This is a genomic window from Aeromicrobium sp. P5_D10, from assembly GCF_054049535.1.
The window spans coordinates 81,642-99,393 of sequence record NZ_JBFUME010000012.1 but is presented as its reverse complement, the minus strand read 5'-3'; the positions used below and the strand labels follow the sequence as shown (position 1 = coordinate 99,393).

Sequence of the window (17,752 nt, the reverse complement as noted above, 5' to 3'; positions counted from 1 at the left end):
TACTACTGGCCCGGGTCGGGCCCCGATAAGAAAAGACGAACCTGGGCTGAACGCTACCCGCGCCCAGCCCAGGTTTGTCTATTGGTCGTGCAGTTGCCTTACGGCGTGGCCGAGACCTTGATCTCGCCGCTGATGATCTTTTCCTTGTAGCCGTCGATGTCGGCCGCGATGTCATCGACGAAGCCGCCGGACGTCGAGTAGCCGACGCCGTCTTGGGCCAGGTCGTAGACCGTGTAGCTCGTCAACGGCTTGCCTGCGTCGACCGACTTGACGAAATCGAACGTCGCGGTGTCGACACGCTTCAGCATCGAGGTGAGGATGTGCGGCTTCTGACCGGCCGTGGCCGTCAGGTACTGATCGGAGTCGACACCGATGGCCCACTTGCCTTCGCCCGCATCGACTGCGGCGTCGAAGACGCCTGATCCCGAGCCGCCGGCAGCGTGATAGACGATGTCAGCGCCCTTGTCGAACTGACCCGTTGCCGCAGCCTTGCCACCGGCCGGGTCGCCGAAGCCCTTGAGGTCGGACTCCTGGATGTAGGAGACCTCGACCTTGATGTCCTTGTTGGCGGCCTTGGCGCCCTGGACGTAACCGGCTTCGAACTTCTTGATCAGGTCGGTGTGGACACCGCCGACGAATCCGATCGTGCCGGACTTGGACTTCTCGGCGGCGGCGACGCCGACCAGGAAGGAGCCCTGCTCCTCGGCGAAACCGAGGTAGGCGACGTTGTCATTGGCCTTGTCGTCGGGGTCGAAGCCGTCGATCACGCCGAAGTTGACTTCCGGGTAGTCGGGGGCGACGGTGTTGACCGAATCGCTGTACGCGAACCCGACACCGATGATCGCGGTCGCGCCGTTCTCGGCCATATTGCGCAGACGATCCTCGCGAGCGGACTCGGCTTCACCGTCGGTCGCCTCGCCCTCGACGCACGTGGCGTCGAAGTCGGCGACGGCCTTCTCAAGACCCGCGTACGCCGAGTCGTTGAAGGACTGGTCGCCACGGCCACCGACGTCATAGGCAAGACCGATCTTCGGCCCATCGCCCTTGGCCGTCTTGCAGACGTCCTTGCTGGCTGCCGGCTTGTCGCTCGGGCCATCATCGCCGGCGCTGTCACTCCCACCGCAACCCGCAAGAGCGAGAGCGGCGACGGCAGCAACGGCGGAAAGCTTCGTCAGTCGACGCAAAATTCCTCCTCGGTACGGAGCCGGGAACCCGGCACGTGTGATGACCTTAATGCTGGATAGGTGCGCTCGGGAGCATGAGGTCCGCATTACCTGAGGCCGTAATCGTTTCTTCACCTGCGCGAGAGCGCCCCGCAGTGGCGATCAACTAACGGCAGCGCACGCCAGCACCTTGGCGCCTACCGCGATCGCCCGCTCGTCGATGCGCAGATTGCCCTGGTGCAGGTCGTACGTCGGACCGTCCGGCGTACGGGTGCCGAGGCGCCCCATCGCACCGGGAACCGCCTCGACATACCAGGCGAAATCCTCACCGCCGAGGCTCTGCGCCGTCGAGGCGACACCGCTTGGACCGACCGCCGCGGTGACCGCCCGCCGCAGGATCTCGGTGGCGCCGAAATCGTTGACGACCGGCGGGACTCCGCGGGTGTAGATGACGTCGGCACTGACCCCGAAAGGTTCGATGATGTCGCTGATGAGGCCGCGGACCAGGTGCTCGGCCTGGTGCCACGCGGCGGCGTCGAGCATGCGCAGTGTCCCGACGAGTTCGCCCGTGGACGGGATGACGTTGGCGGCATTGCCCGAGTGCACCTGCCCCCAGACCATGCTGGCGCCCGATCGCGGATCGAATCGACGCGACAGAACCGCCGGGAGCTGGGTCAGCAGGCTGCCCAGGGCATAGGTCAGGTCTTCGGTCAGATGAGGCCTGGAGGTGTGGCCGCCCCGTCCGCTGAGCCGCACCGTGATGTGATCGGACGCACCCGTGATGGGGCCCTCGCGCAGTCCCACCTGTCCCACGTCGAGCGAGGGATCACAATGCAGCGCGAAAACGCGCGAGACACCCTTGAGGGCACCGGCTGCCAGGAGCTTCAACGCGCCGCCGGGCATGACTTCCTCGGCCGGCTGGAACAGCAGCCGCACCCGAACCGGCAACTGGTTCTGCGCGTGGGCGTGAGCCAGAGCGATGCTGGCTCCGATCAGGGCCGAGATGTGCACATCGTGGCCGCAGGAGTGCGAGACGCCGCTCACCATGGAACGCCAAGGATCCTGTGAGGCATCGTCGACCGGCAGGGCGTCCAGGTCGGCCCGCAAAGCAACGATCGGGCCTTCCGTGGGGCCGATATCGGCCATGAGGCCCGTGCCTTCGAACCGCTCGTACGGGATCGCGCTCTTGTCCATCCAGGCCGCCACGAGGTCGGTCGTGCGCTCTTCGTGCCACGAAAGCTCGGGGTAGGCGTGCAGGTCTCGGCGCACCTCGATCAGGTCGGGGGTGACCACGTCGATGGATCGCGAAAGGGACTCTGCGAGAGACATTCAGTCAGGATATCGCTGTTTACCCGCCCCATCCCCAGAGGCGGTGCGCTAGCGTCCACGCACTGGTCCTGGGTGGACGCCAGCGCACCGCCCGCGGGTGGGTCAGCGCTCCAGGGCGGCTTTGATCTGCTCGACCGTCTCGTCGGCGAGGGCGCCGAGTTTGGGCTTGACGACCAACGGCGCGAAGAGCTTGGTGATCCCGTGGAACTCGAAGTCGGCCCGATAGCGGATCTGGGTGCGGTCACCGTCGCGCGTGAAAGTCATGGAATCAGTCGCCGTCGCAGTCTTGTTGGTGCCACGGCACGAGAAGAACGTCGGACGGTCGAAGCCGATCGTCTCGTAGGTCAGATCGACTTCGCGCCCCATGAACTCGGACCGATTGGCGTACGTGGTGCCGAGACCGCCGTCGCCGGTGACACGGGTCGTCTCGACCGTGCCCGGATCCCACTCGTTGGTGTTGGTGAAGTCGCTCAAATAGTCGAAGACGTCCTCAGGGGACCTCGACACCGTGAAAGTCCGTTCGACGTGCATGTCTCCACCGTAGATCTCGTATCGCGGCGCGCAACTCCTGGAGTTGCCGGTCCTGACGATGCAGATACCACAGGGTGGCCATCGTGATGCCGAGAAGTGTCACAGTGCCACCGCCGAGCAGCATCCAACGGGCGCCGAAGGACTCGCCGATCCATCCCATCAACGGGGATCCGAACGGCGTCCCGCCCATGAAGACCATCAGATAGAGCGCCGCGACACGCCCGCGCATCATCGGACTGGACGTCAGCTGGATCGTCGCATTGGCCGAGGTGATCATCGTCAGGGCGAAGAATCCGAGCAATGGCAGCACCGCCGCGAAAGTCGTGTAGGTCGGCATGAACCCCGAGACGATCTCGACGATGCTGAATCCCGCACCTGCCAGCACGACGAACCGCAATCTGGGTCGTGGCCGCCTCGCCGCCATGAGCGCTCCGGCCAGGGACCCCACGGCCATGATCGAGGCCAGCAGGCCGTACTCCCCCGCGCCCTTGCCGAAGACGTCGGTCGCCATCAGCGCGCTGGTCATCTGGAAGTTCATCCCGAACGTCCCGACGAAGAACACGCAGGTCAAGATCAGGACGAGATCGGGTCGCGATCGGACGTACGCTACCCCGTCACGGACGGCATGTTTGCGGGTGCCGGTGATATCGGCCGGACGCAATCTGCTGCCGTCGAGCAATTGCAGCGAGTAGAACACCGCGAGATAGCTGACGGCATTGATCAAGATGACCCAGCCCGCGGCGGCTGAGCCCGAGCCGAGAGCCGCGATGAGGAGTCCGGCCACGGCCGGGCCGATCATGCGCGCGAGGTTGAACGATGCGGAGTTCAGGCCGACCGCATTGGCCAGATCGTCCTTGCCGACGATTTCGACGACGAACGACTGACGCGCGGGGGCGTCGAAGGCCGTCGCGATGCCGAAGATGAACGTCAGCAGGTAGACATGCCAGAGCTCGACGGCGCCCGTCACGGCCAAGACTCCGAGCAAAGCCGACGGCACCGCCATGGCCACCTGGGTGCAACGCAGAATCGTCCGCTTCGGGACGCGATCGGCCACGACACCCGCGATGGGCGAGAACAGCAGTGCCGGGAGGAGCTGGAGACCGGTCGTGATGCCCAGAGCGGTTCCACTCGCCGTCAGTTGCAGAACGAGCCAGTCCTGGGCGATGCGCTGCATCCACGTGCCGGTGTTGGAGAGCACGCCTCCGAGCATGTAGATGCGGTAGTTGCGGACGGCCAGTGCCCGGAATGTCGGACTCAAGACTGAGCGAGCCGTTCCATCAGCGCGGCAGCCTCCCTCAGGGTCTTGCGATCCGCGGCGGTGAGCTCGTGAAGTCGCTGACCGAGCCAGAGGTCGCGGCGCCCGCGCTCCTCGGCCAGCACTGCGTCTCCCTTGTCGGAGATCGAGACGAGAACCTGGCGGCCGTCGCTTGGATGGGGTGTGCGCACCACAAGCCCGAGGTCGAGAAGACAGGTCAGCGTGCGGGTCATCGATGGCGGTTGGACGCCCTCGAGAGCCGCGATCGCACTGGGGGTGGCAGGGCCGATCTTCATGATCGATCCGAGCACCGACAGCTGGGTCGCCGTCAGGTCGCTCTGCCGCTCCTGGCGCAGGCGTCTGTTGAGGCGCGCCACCGAACGAGCAAGTTGGTGGGCATCAGTAGGCATATAGTTAGCATAACAAATTACCTAAGCTAACCAAACCCAACCCAACCCAAGGGCCACCAAAACAAGCCTCGCTCCGACCCGGCCATGGGCCGAGCGGAGCGAGGCAGGCGCCCGCGCGAAGCACGGCAGCGGCGACGAAGGAGCCGCTGAGGCGGCGAGGGACGAGCCGCGCGCCCTAGGCCTTGCCCTTGGCGAGCGCTCCGAGGAGATCGCGGTTCAGGCGGCTGATCGTGTCGAGCGGGATGCTCTTGGGGCACGCCGACGTGCACTCACCGATGTTGGTGCAGCCGCCGAAGCCCTCGTGGTCATGCTGCTCGACCATGCCGATGACCCTCGAGTCACGCTCGGGCTGTCCCTGCGGGAGCAGACCCAGGTGCGTGATCTTGGCGGCCGTGAACAGCATGCCGGAGCCGTTGGGGCACGCCGCGACGCACGCGCCGCAACCGATACATGCGGCCGACTCGAAGGCGTGATCCGCATCGTTCTTCGGCACGGGGAGGTTATTGGCCTCGGGCGCCGAACCGGTCGGAGCGCTGATGAAGCCGCCGGCCTGGATGATGCGGTCGAACGCGCCACGGTCGACGACGAGGTCCTTGATGACCGGGAACGCACCCGCCCGCCACGGCTCGATGTCGATGACGGCGCCGTCCTCGAAGCTGCGCATGTGCAGCTGGCACGTCGTGGTGACCTGCGGGCCGTGCGCCTGACCATTGATCACGACGCCGCATGCACCGCAGATACCCTCACGGCAGTCGTGGTCGAAGGCGATCGGATCGTCACCGGCCAGCGTGAGCTGCTCGTTGAGGACGTCGAGCATCTCGAGGAACGACATGTGCTCGCTGACGTCTTCGACGCCGTAGGTGACCATCTTGCCCTTGCTGTCGGCGTCCTTTTGACGCCACACCCGTACGGTGATGTTCACTTGTAGCTCCTGGCCTTCATCTCGACGTACTCGTACTCCAACGGTTCCTTGTGCAGGACCGGGGTGTCGCCCCCGAACTCCCATGCAGCGACGTAGGCGAACTCGTCGTCGTGACGCAGCGCCTCGCCCTCTTCGGTCTGGCTCTCCGCCCGGAAGTGACCGCCGCACGACTCGCGACGGTGCAGCGCGTCGATGCACATCAGCTCACCGAGCTCGAAGAAGTCGGCGACCCGGCCGGCCCGCTCGAGCGTCTGGTTGAGCTCCTCGTTGACACCGGAGACCTTGACGTTCTTGTAGAAGTCGGCCTTGAGCTCGCGGATCAGGCCGATCGCCTTGGTCAGGCCCTCTTCCGTGCGCTCCATGCCGCAGTATTCCCACATGATGTGGCCGAGTTCCTTGTGGTACGAATCCACCGTGCGGTTGCCGTTGATCGACAAGAAGGTGTTGATCCGGTCCAGTACTGCCTGCTTGGCCGCCACGACCTCGGGATGGTTGTCGTCGATCTTCTCGAACGGTCCATCGGCCAGGTAGTTCGCGACCGTGTTGGGCAGCACGAAGTATCCGTCGGCCAGTCCCTGCATCAGCGCCGAGGCGCCGAGGCGGTTGGCGCCCTGGTCGGAGAAGTTGGCCTCGCCGGTGACGAACAGACCCTCCAGGTTGCTCTGCAGGTCGTAGTCGACCCACAGTCCGCCCATCGTGTAGTGGACGGCCGGGTAGATACGCATCGGCGTCTTGTACGGATCCTCACCCGTGATCTGGGCGTACATGTCGAACAGGTTGCCGTACTTGGCGACCACCGTATCGAGCCCGAGACGCTTGATCGCGTCCGCGAAGTCGAGGTAGACACCCAGGCCGCCGGGGCCAACGCCCTTGCCGTCGTCGCACTGGTACTTCGCGGCACGCGAGGCGATATCGCGAGGCACCAGGTTGCCGAACGCCGGGTAGATGCGCTCGAGGTAGTAGTCGCGCTCGTCCTCGGGGATCTGATCGGCGGGACGCTCGTCGCCGGCCTTCTTGGGCACCCAGATACGGCCGTCGTTGCGCAACGACTCACTCATCAGCGTCAGCTTGGACTGGTAGTCGCCGGAGACCGGAATGCAGGTGGGGTGGATCTGCGTGTAACAGGGGTTGCCGAAGTAGGCTCCCTTGCGGTGCGCACGCCACGTGGCCGTGGTGTTGCAGCCCATCGCATTGGTCGACAAGAAGTACACATTGCCGTAGCCACCTGTGGCCAGGATGACGACGTCAGCGGTGTGGGTCTCCAGCTCGCCGGAGACCATGTCGCGAGCCACGATGCCGCGGGCCTTGCCGTCGACCATGATCAGTTCGAGCATCTCGTGACGCGTGTTGACCTCGACGGTTCCGGCGGCGACCTGGCGCTCGAGTGCCTGGTACGCGCCGATCAGCAGCTGCTGGCCGGTCTGCCCGCGGGCGTAGAACGTACGCGAGACCTGAACTCCGCCGAATGAACGGTTGTCGAGCAGTCCGCCGTACTCACGTGCGAACGGCACGCCCTGCGCGACGCACTGGTCGATGATGTTGACCGAGACCTGAGCCAGCCGGTACGAGTTGGACTCGCGCGAACGGAAGTCGCCGCCCTTGACGGTGTCGTAGAACAACCGGTAGACGCTGTCGCCGTCGTTGCGGTAGTTCTTGGCCGCGTTGATACCGCCCTGTGCGGCGATCGAGTGCGCACGACGCGGGCTGTCCTGGTAGCAGAAGCTCTTGACGTTGTAGCCCGCTTCGCCCATCGTCGCAGCGGCGGCCGAACCGGCCAGGCCCGTCCCCACGATGATGACGCTGATCTTGCGGCGGTTGGCCGGGTTGACGAGCTTGGCGTTGAACTTGCGCTCGTCCCAGCGCTTCTCGATCGGACCGGCGGGCGCCTTGGTGTCGGCGATGTCATTGCCGACGACGTGGAACTGCCCGGCAGCAGGAGTGAGTGTTTCAGTCATCAGGAACCAGCTCCGAAGAAGAGAATCGCGAACGGGACGGAGATGAAGCCGACCGTGATCACCGTGGCAAGCGCGATCGAGATCACGGTCCAGCGCGAACCCCTGCGGGTCGAACTGTGGTTCTGACCCAGGGTCGTGAGCGCGCTCCAGAATCCGTGCGCCAGGTGGAATCCGACGGCGACGAGGCCGATCGTGTACAGCAGGACAACCCACCAGATCTCGAAGCCGTTGACGACACGGTCGTACTTGCTGTCGCTCGCACCGCCCGGCGAGATCCAGTTGGGCATCATCTGCGCGACGTGGCCGATGATGAACAGCAACAAGACGACGCCGCCCCATCGCATCGTGAAGGAGGCGTAGCTGCGCTGGTAGCCGGTCTTGTTCTGGCTCGTGTGATAGCGCTTACCGTCGACGTAGCCGGCAGCAGCCTTGTTGCGGCGCCACAGCGTCGAGGCCGCGTATGCGTGCACGAGCAGCGCAGCGACGAGCAGCACGCGGATGATCCAGAGCGCACCGTCTTCAGGCAGGTACGGGTAGAACATGTGCGGGAGGGTCTCGTGGAGATAGTTGTCGAACTTCTCCTGCCCCTGGAAGAACTTCAGGTTCCCGTACATGTGGACGAGCAGGTAGCCCAACATGATGAGCCCCGACACCGCCATCGAGTATTTCAGAGCCACGGTCGACCGTTTGGCCGAGACGCGCTTCGCAGTTTGAGTAGTTGCCACGTTGACACAGTAGAACTCTTCGATGATTCGCGCTAAGTCATTTTGAGGGCAACCTTCATAGCCGTTGGCTATGACACACTTGACCTGTGCAGATCCACCAATTGACGTACTTCGTGGCCGTGGCCCGAACCCGTCATTTCACCCGAGCAGCTGAAATGACGGGTGTGTCGCAGCCCACAATGTCCAAACAGATCAGGGTTTTGGAGAACACGCTCGGGACCGCGCTATTCGTCCGCGACCGCGGCGCGATCGAGCTGACCAGCGCGGGCGAGGCGCTCTTGCCCCATGCCCAACGCATCCTGATCGACGTCGAGAGTGCGCAACGCGCAGTGCAGGAAGTAGCGAGTCTGCGCCGAGGTCGAGTGCGACTCGGTGCGACACCTTCGCTGTGCGACGGGGTCCTTCCTGAGGCGCTGACCCGCTTCCACGCCAAGTACCCGGAGATCGACCTCGAAGTCCACGAAGCGGGCTCGCAACTGCTGACCCGCGAGCTCGCGCAGGGTCACCTCGATATCGCCTTGCTGATCGTCCCCCTCCCCGGCAACGAACCCGATATCGAAGCCACCCCTGTGCTGCGAGAACGATTGGTACTGGCAAGCCCGGCGAACTCCCATCTGCCCGAGCAGTTGGACGTCAGCGGTCTACGAGACCTTCCGCTCGTGATGTTCCGCGAGGGCTACGATCTGCGCGATGTGACGTTGCGAGCGTGCGCGGCCGCCGGCTTCGAACCCCATCTTGCGGTCGAAGGCGGCGAGATGAGCGCGGTACTGCGTTTCGTCGAAGCCGGTCTCGGACACGCCGTGGTACCCAGCATGGTGCTGGCGACCCGGCCGCAGCTACGGGTCACGCAACTTCAGAATCCGCCGCTGGATCGGGTCATCGCGCTCGCGCACCGCCAGTCCGACGCGCTCCCCCTGGCCGTCCAGGCGTTCAAGGCCGATCTGCTCGAACATCTGAGGACGTTCTCCGCTTAGGGACCCAGCGGGAACGCCCGCTGCGGAACCCAGCCGGCCTCGTCCTCATGTTGGTACAGCGCGAATTCACTGACCACGAAATCGCATTCGAAATCGCTCAGATCCTCATATGCCCGATCGAGGCTCGCATCGTCGAGGTTGTGTGCGACCGTGACATGCGGATGGAACGGGAACTCCGGCTCGGGACTGTCGAGAGCACTGCGAACGCACTTGGCCAGCATCTCGGTGTAGGAGATGCCCTGGCTCACCGCGACGAAAACGACCGGCGAGACGGGGCGAAACGTGCCCGTGCCTCGGAGCTTCATCGTGAACGGCGGGAGCGTCACCGAAGCGCGCTCAAGCGCCGTGCAGACAAGATCCAGCTCGTCCGGCCTGATCTCGGTCGGCGGAATCAAGGTCACGTGGCTAGGAACCGTCTCGGCCATGGGATCGCCGAAGGCCGCACGCTTCTCACGCAACAACGATCCGAAGGGTTCAGGCACCGGTATCGCGACGCCGATGATCACCACGGCTAGACCTGCCGGACGAATCCGGACCGGTCATAGACCAGATCCAGCGTCGTACTCGCCACTTCGCGGGCCTGTTCAGCCCCCCGGGCCAGGATCCGGTCGAGTTCGCCCCGGTCGCCGAGCAGTTCGCGGGTCCGATCGCCGAACTCCCCGACGAATTCGGCCACGATATCGGCCAGCGCGACTTTGAGGTGCCCGTACTGCTTGCCTTCGAACTCGGCGACGATCTTCTCGATCGGCTCGTCGGTCAGCGCCGAGTAGATCGAGAGCAGATTGGAGATTCCGGGCTTGTCGACCGGGTCGAACGAGATCTCAGTGCCCGAATCGGTCATTGCCGATCGGATCTTCTTCAAGACCTGCTTGGGAGTGTCGAGCAGCGACACCACGCCGTTGGGCGACAGCGCCGACTTGCTCATTTTTGACGTGGGGTCCTGCAGGTCGTAGATCTTCGCGGTCGACTTCACGATGTACGGCTCCGGCACCGTGAACGTATCGCCGAAGCGATGGTTGAACCGCTGCGCGAGGTTGCGGGTCAGTTCGACGTGCTGACGCTGATCCTCGCCCACTGGCACCTTGTCGGCCTGATAGATCAAGATGTCGGCCGCCATCAGGATCGGGTAGGTGAACAGCCCGACGCTCGCGGAGTCCTGGCCTCCCTTGGCGCTCTTGTCCTTGAACTGGGTCATCCGAGCCGCTTCGCCGAATCCGGTCACGCCGCCGAGTATCCAGGCCAACTGTGCGTGCTCGGGCACATGGCTCTGTACGAACAGCGCGCTGCGTTCGGGATCGACTCCGGCCGCGACCAGTTGCGCCGCGGCGATGTACGTGCGCTCGCGCAGCAACGCCGGTTCGTACTCGACCGTGATGGCGTGCAGATCAGGAATGAAGTAGAACGCGTCGAAGTCATCCTGCAGGGAGACCCACTGCTTGAAGGCTCCGAAATAGTTGCCCAAGTGATACGAATCGGCCGTGGGCTGAGCCCCGGACAACACGCGTGGTCGACGTTCGGCTGCCATGTGCGGCATTCTGCCAGTCGCGCGAACCGGGTCGGTCGTTAGGCTCGCATGCGTGACTGACGTGTGCCGGTGGGATGTGCCCGGGCGGGTGAACCTGATCGGGGAACACCTGGACTACAACGGCGGCCCGGTCCTGCCCATGGCCATCGATCGTTTCCTGACGGTCAAGGCGCGATTGCGCGACGACGGGATCGTCAACGTCTGGACCGATCTCCCGGACGCCGGCAAACAATCGTTCACGACGTCGGTGCGTCCTGGCGAGGTCGACGGGTGGGCCAGATACGCCGCAGCGATGATCTGGAGTCTGGTCGATGCCGGCCACGCACTGACCGGGGCGGACCTGGTGATCGAATCGAGGCTTCCCGCCGGAGCCGGCCTCTCCTCCTCGGCAGCCACGACCTGCGGGCTCGCGGCTGCACTCAACCAGGCACATGGGCTCGGCCTCGATCGCAGCCAAGTCGCCGAGCTCGCGCAACGCGCCGAGACCGGGTTCGTCGGAGTCCCCGTGGGCCTCATGGACCAGCTCGCCGTCCTGTACGGACAAGCCGGCCATGCGGTGCAGATCGACACATCGCAGTCACCCCCGACGACGACCCCGCTTCCTCTCACCTGGGACGAGGACGGACTGACACTCGTCGTCATCTCGACCGGTGCCCACCACTCCCTGGCCGACAGCGAGTACGCCGTCCGTCGCGAGGAGTGCGAACGCGCCGCCGCCGAGTTGGGTCTCGACCGGCTGGCCGAAGCCGGCCTCGATGCCACAGTCCGGCTGACCGACGAGACCCTCAAAGCGCGGACCCGGCACGTACTCACCGAGACCGCCCGCGTGCGTGGTGCCGTCAACGCGATCAAGCGACGCGCCTGGCCGCAGCTGGGCACGATCCTGACCGCATCCCACGCCTCATTGCGCGACGACTTCGAGGTCAGCTGCCCCGAGCTCGACACCGCTGTGGAGGCAGCTTTGGAGGCCGGGGCCCTGGGCGCCCGCATGACGGGCGGCGGATTCGGCGGCAGTGCGATCGCACTCGTCGCGCCCGAGAAGGTGCAGTCCCTGCGTGATCGCGTGGAGGCCCGCTACCTGGCGCGCCAATGGGCCAGACCAGAGGTGTTCGCCGTGCGCGCCGCCGACGGTGCACAACAGGTGCCAAACTAGTCGAGTGACTTCACGACGCATTGCGTATCAGGGCGAGCCCGGCGCCAACTCGCACATCGTGGCCAACCGCCACTACCCCGATTGGGACACGTTGCCGTGCGCATCGTTCGAAGATGTCTTCGCAGCGGTCGCGGCCGGTGATGCCGAACTCGCCATGATCCCGATCGACAACTCGATCGCAGGACGCGTCGCCGACATCCACCATTTCCTGCCCACATCGGGCCTGCACATCATCGCCGAGCACTTTCTACGAATCCAGTTCAGCCTGATGGCCGTTCCGGGCACGACGATCGATCAGGTCACGACGGTCCACAGCCATGTGCACGCACTCGGTCAATGCCGCAAGATCATCCGTAAGTACGGACTGACCCCCGTGATCTCCGGCGACACCGCCGGCGCGGCCCGCGAGATCGCCGCTGCCGGAGACCCGACCCAAGCCGCGATCTCGCCCCCCATGGCGGCTGAGATCTACGGGCTCGACGTCCTGGCCGACGACATCGAGGACGAGGACCACAACACGACCCGGTTCGTCGTCCTGTCGCGCGAGTCGGTTCAGGCCCCGGCCGACAATCCCCCGCAAGCGGGAGGTGCCCCCAGTCCGACGATCACCACTTTTGTCTTCAACGTCCGCAACCTGCCGGCGGCGCTCTACAAGGCGCTCGGAGGCTTCGCGACCAACGGCGTCAATATGACCAAGCTCGAAAGCTATATGGTCGACGGCGAGTTCACCGCGACTCAGTTCCTGGCCGAGGTCGACGGTCACCCTGACGACCTGGCGTTGGCCCGCGCTCTGGAGGAACTCGCGTTCTTCACGACCGACGTGACCGTACTCGGCGTCTACCCGGCCGATCCTTTTCGCACTTCGGCGTGATCGCCGAGCTTGTCCACAGATGCGTCTGAGGGACTGGCCCGGACGGGCGAACCCACCTAGCGTGACGTCATGACCGGCTTTCAATCCAACGGCAAGAAGACCAATCAGTTGCGCAATGATGTCGACGACCTCTACAGCATCCTCGCGACGGTCGAGAACGACATCGCCTCGTTGCGAACCGACGTCACCGCTCTACGAACCGACGTCACCGCACTACAGAACGACGTCACCGCACTACGAACCGACGTCACCGCACTACAGAACGACGTCACCGCACTACGAACCGACGTCACCGCGTTACGAACCGACGTCACCGCATTGCGAATCGACGTCACCGCACTACAGAACGACGTCACCGCGTTACGAACCGACGTCACCGCACTACAGAACGACGTCACGACGTTACGAACCGAGCACGGAGGCAAGCTCGACCAGATCATCGGGCTGCTGGAGGCCAGCTGACCGTCTGGCATCGTTGCACCATGCGATGGCCTCTCAATGTCCCCGTGCTCAGTGACGGCGTCGTCACGATCCGGGCGCACGTTCCCGGCGACATCGACGCGATGCTCGAAATGGCCACCGATCCGGTGATGGTCAAATGGACCGGTATCCCGACGCCCCATCAACGAAGCATGAGCGAGCAATTCGCGTTCACGATCATTCCGCGTGGCTGGGACGACGGATCCCACCGCGGCTGGGCCATCGAGGCGACCGATGACGACGGACGCTCACGGTTCGCCGGCAATATCGACATCCGCCAACGGCCCATCGCCGATATCGGTTTCGCCCTGCATCCTTGGGCTCGTGGCCGCGGTCTCATGGCCCGGGCGGTGCGGCTGGCCGTCGACTGGGCGCTCACGGAGGGCGGCGTCGAGATCATCCACTGGCGGTCTCACATCGGCAATGAGGCCTCCTTGCGGGTCGCGCATTCGACCGGCTTCACCCTGCACGGCACAACGCCCGGCATACTCCACGAACGTGGTCAGGTGCTCGACGCCTGGACAGGTTCGATCCGGTTCGGTGACGCACCGTACGCGCGATCTCCCTGGGCCGAGTCGACCGTCCTGGAGTCCGGGCGACTGCGCCTTCGCGCGTTCACCGAAGCCGACATCCCTCGACTCGTGGAAGCCTGTTCGGACCCGGTGTCCCAACACTTTCTGGCCCACTTCCCGCAGCCCTACACCCCCGCCGTCGCACGCGCGTACCTGCACGACTGTCTCTGGCAAGCAGCAACCGGCGCCAAAGCGACATGGGCCGTGGCAGATCTCGACAGTGACGAACTCCTGGGGAACATCGCCGTGATGGACATGCTCGGGACCTATGGCGATTCGGGTGAGATCGGCTATTGGATGCACCCCGCCGGGCGGGGTCGAGGACTCATGGCCGAAGCGGTCCGCATGGTCACCCGACATGCTCTCGATCCAGATGGTCTGGGCCGCCGCCGACTCACGCTGTACGCGGCGGTCGACAACGCCGCGAGCAATGCCGTCGCGGTGGCCGCCGGATTCGCCCCGTACGGCACCCAGCGTGCCGCCGAGCGTCTCGGGAACGGATCGTTCGACGATCTGCGCTGTTATGAACTGCTTCGCTAGCATGGTTGGTTGCGCCCTGAAACAATCAAACGCGACCAGACAGCCCGAGGAAACCCATGGCAATAGCGACACCCGCGAACACTGATCTACCGGCGGGCTACAAGCCGTGGCCAGCCCTGTGGGCGTTGGTCATCGGCTTCTTCATGATCCTGCTCGACAACACGATCGTGTCGGTTGCCACGCCGGCCATCATCGACGAACTCGACACCGACTACAACACCGCGATCTGGGCGACCAGCGCCTACCTGCTCGCCTATGCCGTACCCCTGCTCGTGACCGGACGTCTCGGCGATCGGATCGGACCCAAGAAGGTCTATCTGTTCGGTCTGGCCGTCTTCACGCTGGCTTCGCTGTGGTGCGGACTGACCGGCTCGATCGAGATGCTGATCGTGGCCCGCGTCGTGCAGGGTCTCGGCGCATCGTTCATGACACCGCAGACCATGGCGGTCATCACCCGGACCTTCCCGGCCGCCAACCGCGGCAAAGCCATGGCTCTCTGGGGAGCGACGTCCGGCGTGGCGACCCTCGTCGGTCCGATCCTGGGCGGCATCCTGGTCGATGCTGCGGGCTGGGAGTGGATCTTCATGATCAATGTGCCGATCGGCATCATCGCCTTCGTACTGGCGGCGCGCCTCGTACCGAATCTGCCGACGCATGCGCATAGTTTCGACTGGATCGGCGTCGCGCTCAGCGCCGTCGCGGTCTTCCTCCTGGTCTTCGGCATCCAAGAAGGTGAGCACTACGACTGGGGAACCATCGAAGGCATCATCAGCGTCCCGCTGTTGATCGCCCTCGGACTCGCGCTGTTCGCGATCTTCCTGTGGTGGCAGAGCCGTATCAAGTCTGAACCTCTTGTGCCGCTGGGGCTGTTCCGCGACCGGAACTTCTCCGTCGGCAACGCCGGCATCGCGATGGCGTCCCTCGCGATCACCGCCATGGCCCTGCCGCTCATGTTCTACGCCCAGAACGCCCGCGGCTGGACGCCGACTGAGGCGGCACTCCTCCTGGCCCCCATGGCGATCATGCTGTTGGTCTTCTCATCCTCGGTCGGTCGACTCGTCGATCAGGTCCATCCCCGCATTCTGACCCTGATCGGGTTCGTCCTTGCCGCCGCCTCGATGGCCGGGCTCCTCCTGATCATGAGCCCCACGACCCCGGTGTGGCAGCTGTGTGTGCCGATCGCGGTGTTCGGCATCGCGAACGCCTTGCTGTGGGCCCCGCTGAGCGCCACCGCCACCCGCAATCTGCCGATGTCGGCGGCCGGGGCGGGGGCGGGCATCTTCAACACGACACGCCAGATCGCTGCCGCGCTCGGCAGCGCCGCCATCGCCGCGGCCATCGCGTCCCGGCTGACAGCACAGGGACTCGGCAGCAGCATGAGTCAGTCATCGCCCGGTCAGAAGATGCCCGCAGACATCCAGGCGGCCTACACCGATGCCATGGCACAGGCCTTGTGGGTACCTGTCCTCGCGTACGTCGTCGGTGCCGTCGCCGTGTTGTTCATGGCCCGTCCCACACATGCCGGTCACGGACGTCCGCAGGTGCCACCGGCCAGCTGATCTTTCATCCCGACTGGCCCGCTTTCGCATTGACCGAGTGCGTCTCTGATGGCAAGATGTCATCACGTATTAAGAATCAAATGCGCCCCGAGCACCTCAGCTCCCGTGTGAAAGTCACGTCATGACCTATGTGATCACCGATGCCTGCATTGATGTGATGGACAAGTCCTGCATCGAAGAATGCCCCGTCGACTGCATTTACGAAGGCGACCGGATGCTCTACATCCAGCCGGACGAATGCGTTGAATGTGGTCGCTGCGAGCCGGTGTGCCCGCAGATCTCGATCTTCCACGAAGACGATCTCGCCGACGACAAACGTGACTGGGCGCAGATCAACACCGAGTTCTTCGCCGAGATCGGCTCCCCTGGCGGAGCGCGCAAGATCGGGCCCACAGGCAGCGATCATCCAGCCGTCTCCGCGATCGGCACGAAGGCATGACGACGCTCGAGGTGGACGTCGCGATCATCGGCGCAGGCCCCAGCGGCCTGTACGCCGCGTACTACGCGGGTTTTCGCGGGCTCAAGACCGCGCTGATCGACTCGCTGCCAGAGGTCGGTGGTCAGATCGCCGCGCTCTACCCGGAGAAGGCGATCTTCGACGTCGCCGGATTCCCGTCGATCCGCGGCCAAGACTTCGTCGACGGTCTGCACACCCAGGCCAAGCGCTGGGGTCCTGAGATCCTGCTCGAGAGCCAGGCAGTGGGCCTGGAAGAGACCGCGGAGCACGTCACGATCACCTTGAGCGACGGTCGCCAGGTCCGCGCCGCCGCCCTGCTGATCACCGCCGGGATCGGCACCTTCGAGCCCCGGCAATTGCCGACCGGCAGCGATTTCGAAGGCCGCGGTCTGCGCTACTTCGTCCCCAAGCTCAATGAGCTTGCCGGTCAGGACGTCGTGATCGTGGGCGGCGGCGACTCCGCGGTCGACTGGGCCCTGGCGCTCGAAGACGTCGCGGCAAGTGTCACGCTCGTGCACCGCCGGCCGGCCTTCCGGGCCCACGAACGCAGCGTTGAGCAGCTGATGGACTCCACCGTCACGATCCTGACGCCGTACGAGGTCGACGCCCTGGTCGGCGAAGATCAGCTGACCACCGTCGTGGCCAGCAGCAAGGACGGGGACGTCAAGCATCTGCCTGCCCAGACAGTTGTCGCCGCACTCGGATTCATCGCCGACCTCGGACCGATGGAACAGTGGGGCCTGGAGCTTCATCGTCGCCATATCGTGGTCGATCGCACCCAACGGACCAATCGCGAGCGGGTCTTCGCCGCCGGCGATGTCACGCACTTCGAGGGCAAGGTCAAACTGATCTCGATCGGATTCGGCGAGGCCGCCCTCGCGATCAACCACATGGCCCGCCTCATCGACCCGACCTCGGCCCTCAACCCCGGACACTCCACGGACGGCTGAGTTCCAGCACCACAAGCACACCCAGGGCGGTACGCAGTCAGGGCAGGAAGTCGGCCCGCGGCGGCGTGAACACGTCGATATTGATGCACGGCCCCTCGATCGGGACGATGTAGTGCTCGGCACCGGCCGGCACCAGCATGAACGAACCCGGCCGCATCCGATGCGGCTCACCGCTGACGTAGTAGTCGCAGACCCCCTCATCGATATAGACGAGCTGGTCGAAGTCGTCGTGCGAGTGCGGATTGGTCTGCATGCCGACGTCCAGCGAGTGCCACGCGAACATCACCTGATCGGTCGTATAGATCCGGCGTCGCACGCCCGGACGCACGTCCACGATCGGGATATCTTCCCAATTGACGACTGCCGCGTAGTTGTTCATGT

The 17,752-nt window shown here is 64.7% G+C and carries 19 protein-coding genes; 8 read left to right on the top strand and 11 right to left on the bottom strand.

From position 1 onward, the window contains the following. Positions 1-98 precede the first annotated feature (98 nt). From ACXJKC_RS20145 to ACXJKC_RS20110, 8 genes are all read right to left on the bottom strand, one after another. Positions 99-1,184, bottom strand: coding sequence for a BMP family lipoprotein (locus ACXJKC_RS20145; protein ID WP_456698539.1), 1,086 nt, complete (start codon positions 1,182-1,184; stop codon positions 99-101). A gap of 141 nt (positions 1,185-1,325) precedes the next feature. Next, entirely contained in the window at positions 1,326-2,492 is a 1,167-nt protein-coding gene (locus ACXJKC_RS20140) for an amidohydrolase (protein ID WP_456698538.1), read from the bottom strand. Positions 2,493-2,594: 102 nt separating this feature from the next. Beyond that, entirely contained in the window at positions 2,595-3,023 is a 429-nt protein-coding gene (locus tag ACXJKC_RS20135; RefSeq protein ID WP_456698537.1) for an SRPBCC family protein, read from the bottom strand. Continuing rightward, positions 2,983-4,281, bottom strand: a complete 1,299-nt coding sequence (locus tag ACXJKC_RS20130; RefSeq protein ID WP_456698536.1) for an MFS transporter — start codon at positions 4,279-4,281, stop codon at positions 2,983-2,985. The genes ACXJKC_RS20135 and ACXJKC_RS20130 overlap by 41 nt, the downstream gene beginning before the upstream one ends. Then, on the bottom strand, positions 4,278-4,688 hold the full coding sequence (locus ACXJKC_RS20125) for a MarR family winged helix-turn-helix transcriptional regulator (protein ID WP_456698535.1): 411 nt from the start codon (positions 4,686-4,688) through the stop codon (positions 4,278-4,280). Before ACXJKC_RS20125 ends, ACXJKC_RS20130 begins: the two co-directional genes overlap by 4 nt. A gap of 175 nt (positions 4,689-4,863) precedes the next feature. Next, positions 4,864-5,610, bottom strand: a complete 747-nt coding sequence (locus tag ACXJKC_RS20120) for a succinate dehydrogenase/fumarate reductase iron-sulfur subunit (RefSeq protein WP_456698534.1) — start codon at positions 5,608-5,610, stop codon at positions 4,864-4,866. Then, a complete protein-coding gene (locus ACXJKC_RS20115) occupies positions 5,607-7,565 on the bottom strand; it encodes a fumarate reductase/succinate dehydrogenase flavoprotein subunit (RefSeq protein ID WP_456698533.1) in 1,959 nt (652 codons plus the stop codon). The genes ACXJKC_RS20120 and ACXJKC_RS20115 overlap by 4 nt, the downstream gene beginning before the upstream one ends. Beyond that, the gene (locus ACXJKC_RS20110) at positions 7,565-8,290 is read right to left on the bottom strand and encodes a succinate dehydrogenase cytochrome b subunit (protein ID WP_456698532.1); all 726 of its coding nucleotides are present in this window, start codon (positions 8,288-8,290) and stop codon (positions 7,565-7,567) included. The genes ACXJKC_RS20115 and ACXJKC_RS20110 overlap by 1 nt, the downstream gene beginning before the upstream one ends. 86 nt (positions 8,291-8,376) lie before the next feature. On the opposite strand from ACXJKC_RS20110, the gene ACXJKC_RS20105 reads away from it, so the two are divergent. Further along, entirely contained in the window at positions 8,377-9,264 is an 888-nt protein-coding gene (locus ACXJKC_RS20105) for a LysR family transcriptional regulator (protein WP_456698531.1), read from the top strand. Here ACXJKC_RS20105 and ACXJKC_RS20100 read toward each other — a convergent pair. Continuing rightward, positions 9,261-9,773 carry a 2'-5' RNA ligase family protein gene (locus tag ACXJKC_RS20100; protein WP_456698530.1) on the bottom strand — a complete coding sequence of 171 codons (513 nt, stop codon included), beginning with the start codon at positions 9,771-9,773 and terminating at the stop codon, positions 9,261-9,263. The two genes, ACXJKC_RS20105 and ACXJKC_RS20100, sit on opposite strands and share 4 nt — an antisense overlap. A 2-nt stretch (positions 9,774-9,775) precedes the next feature. Continuing rightward, positions 9,776-10,789 (bottom strand): tryptophan--tRNA ligase, encoded by a 1,014-nt coding sequence (trpS, locus tag ACXJKC_RS20095; RefSeq protein WP_456698529.1) that lies wholly within the window; start codon positions 10,787-10,789, stop codon positions 9,776-9,778. Positions 10,790-10,841: 52 nt separating this feature from the next. Here trpS and galK point away from each other — a divergent pair, with 52 nt between their 5' ends. From galK to ACXJKC_RS20060, 7 genes are all read left to right on the top strand, one after another. After that, complete coding sequence (galK, locus tag ACXJKC_RS20090; RefSeq protein ID WP_456698528.1) at positions 10,842-11,942, top strand: galactokinase; 1,101 nt, start codon at positions 10,842-10,844, stop codon at positions 11,940-11,942. 4 nt (positions 11,943-11,946) lie between these two features. After that, a complete protein-coding gene (locus ACXJKC_RS20085) occupies positions 11,947-12,813 on the top strand; it encodes a prephenate dehydratase (protein ID WP_456698527.1) in 867 nt (288 codons plus the stop codon). Positions 12,814-12,882: 69 nt separating this feature from the next. Beyond that, positions 12,883-13,275 carry a hypothetical protein gene (locus ACXJKC_RS20080; protein WP_456698526.1) on the top strand — a complete coding sequence of 131 codons (393 nt, stop codon included), beginning with the start codon at positions 12,883-12,885 and terminating at the stop codon, positions 13,273-13,275. Between the two features lie 20 nt (positions 13,276-13,295). Further along, the gene (locus tag ACXJKC_RS20075) at positions 13,296-14,405 is read left to right on the top strand and encodes a GNAT family N-acetyltransferase (RefSeq protein ID WP_456698525.1); all 1,110 of its coding nucleotides are present in this window, start codon (positions 13,296-13,298) and stop codon (positions 14,403-14,405) included. 56 nt (positions 14,406-14,461) lie between these two features. Beyond that, positions 14,462-15,964: a DHA2 family efflux MFS transporter permease subunit gene (locus ACXJKC_RS20070; protein WP_456698524.1), complete on the top strand. Its 1,503-nt coding sequence runs from the start codon at positions 14,462-14,464 to the stop codon at positions 15,962-15,964. A gap of 121 nt (positions 15,965-16,085) precedes the next feature. Then, positions 16,086-16,403: a ferredoxin gene (gene fdxA, locus ACXJKC_RS20065; RefSeq protein WP_456698523.1), complete on the top strand. Its 318-nt coding sequence runs from the start codon at positions 16,086-16,088 to the stop codon at positions 16,401-16,403. Then, positions 16,400-17,371 (top strand): NAD(P)/FAD-dependent oxidoreductase, encoded by a 972-nt coding sequence (locus ACXJKC_RS20060; protein WP_456698522.1) that lies wholly within the window; start codon positions 16,400-16,402, stop codon positions 17,369-17,371. Before fdxA ends, ACXJKC_RS20060 begins: the two co-directional genes overlap by 4 nt. Before the next feature lie 37 nt (positions 17,372-17,408). On the opposite strand, the gene ACXJKC_RS20055 is transcribed toward ACXJKC_RS20060, so the two are convergent. Then, the gene (locus ACXJKC_RS20055) at positions 17,409-17,750 is read right to left on the bottom strand and encodes a cupin domain-containing protein (RefSeq protein ID WP_456698521.1); all 342 of its coding nucleotides are present in this window, start codon (positions 17,748-17,750) and stop codon (positions 17,409-17,411) included. Positions 17,751-17,752: the final 2 nt, after the last annotated feature.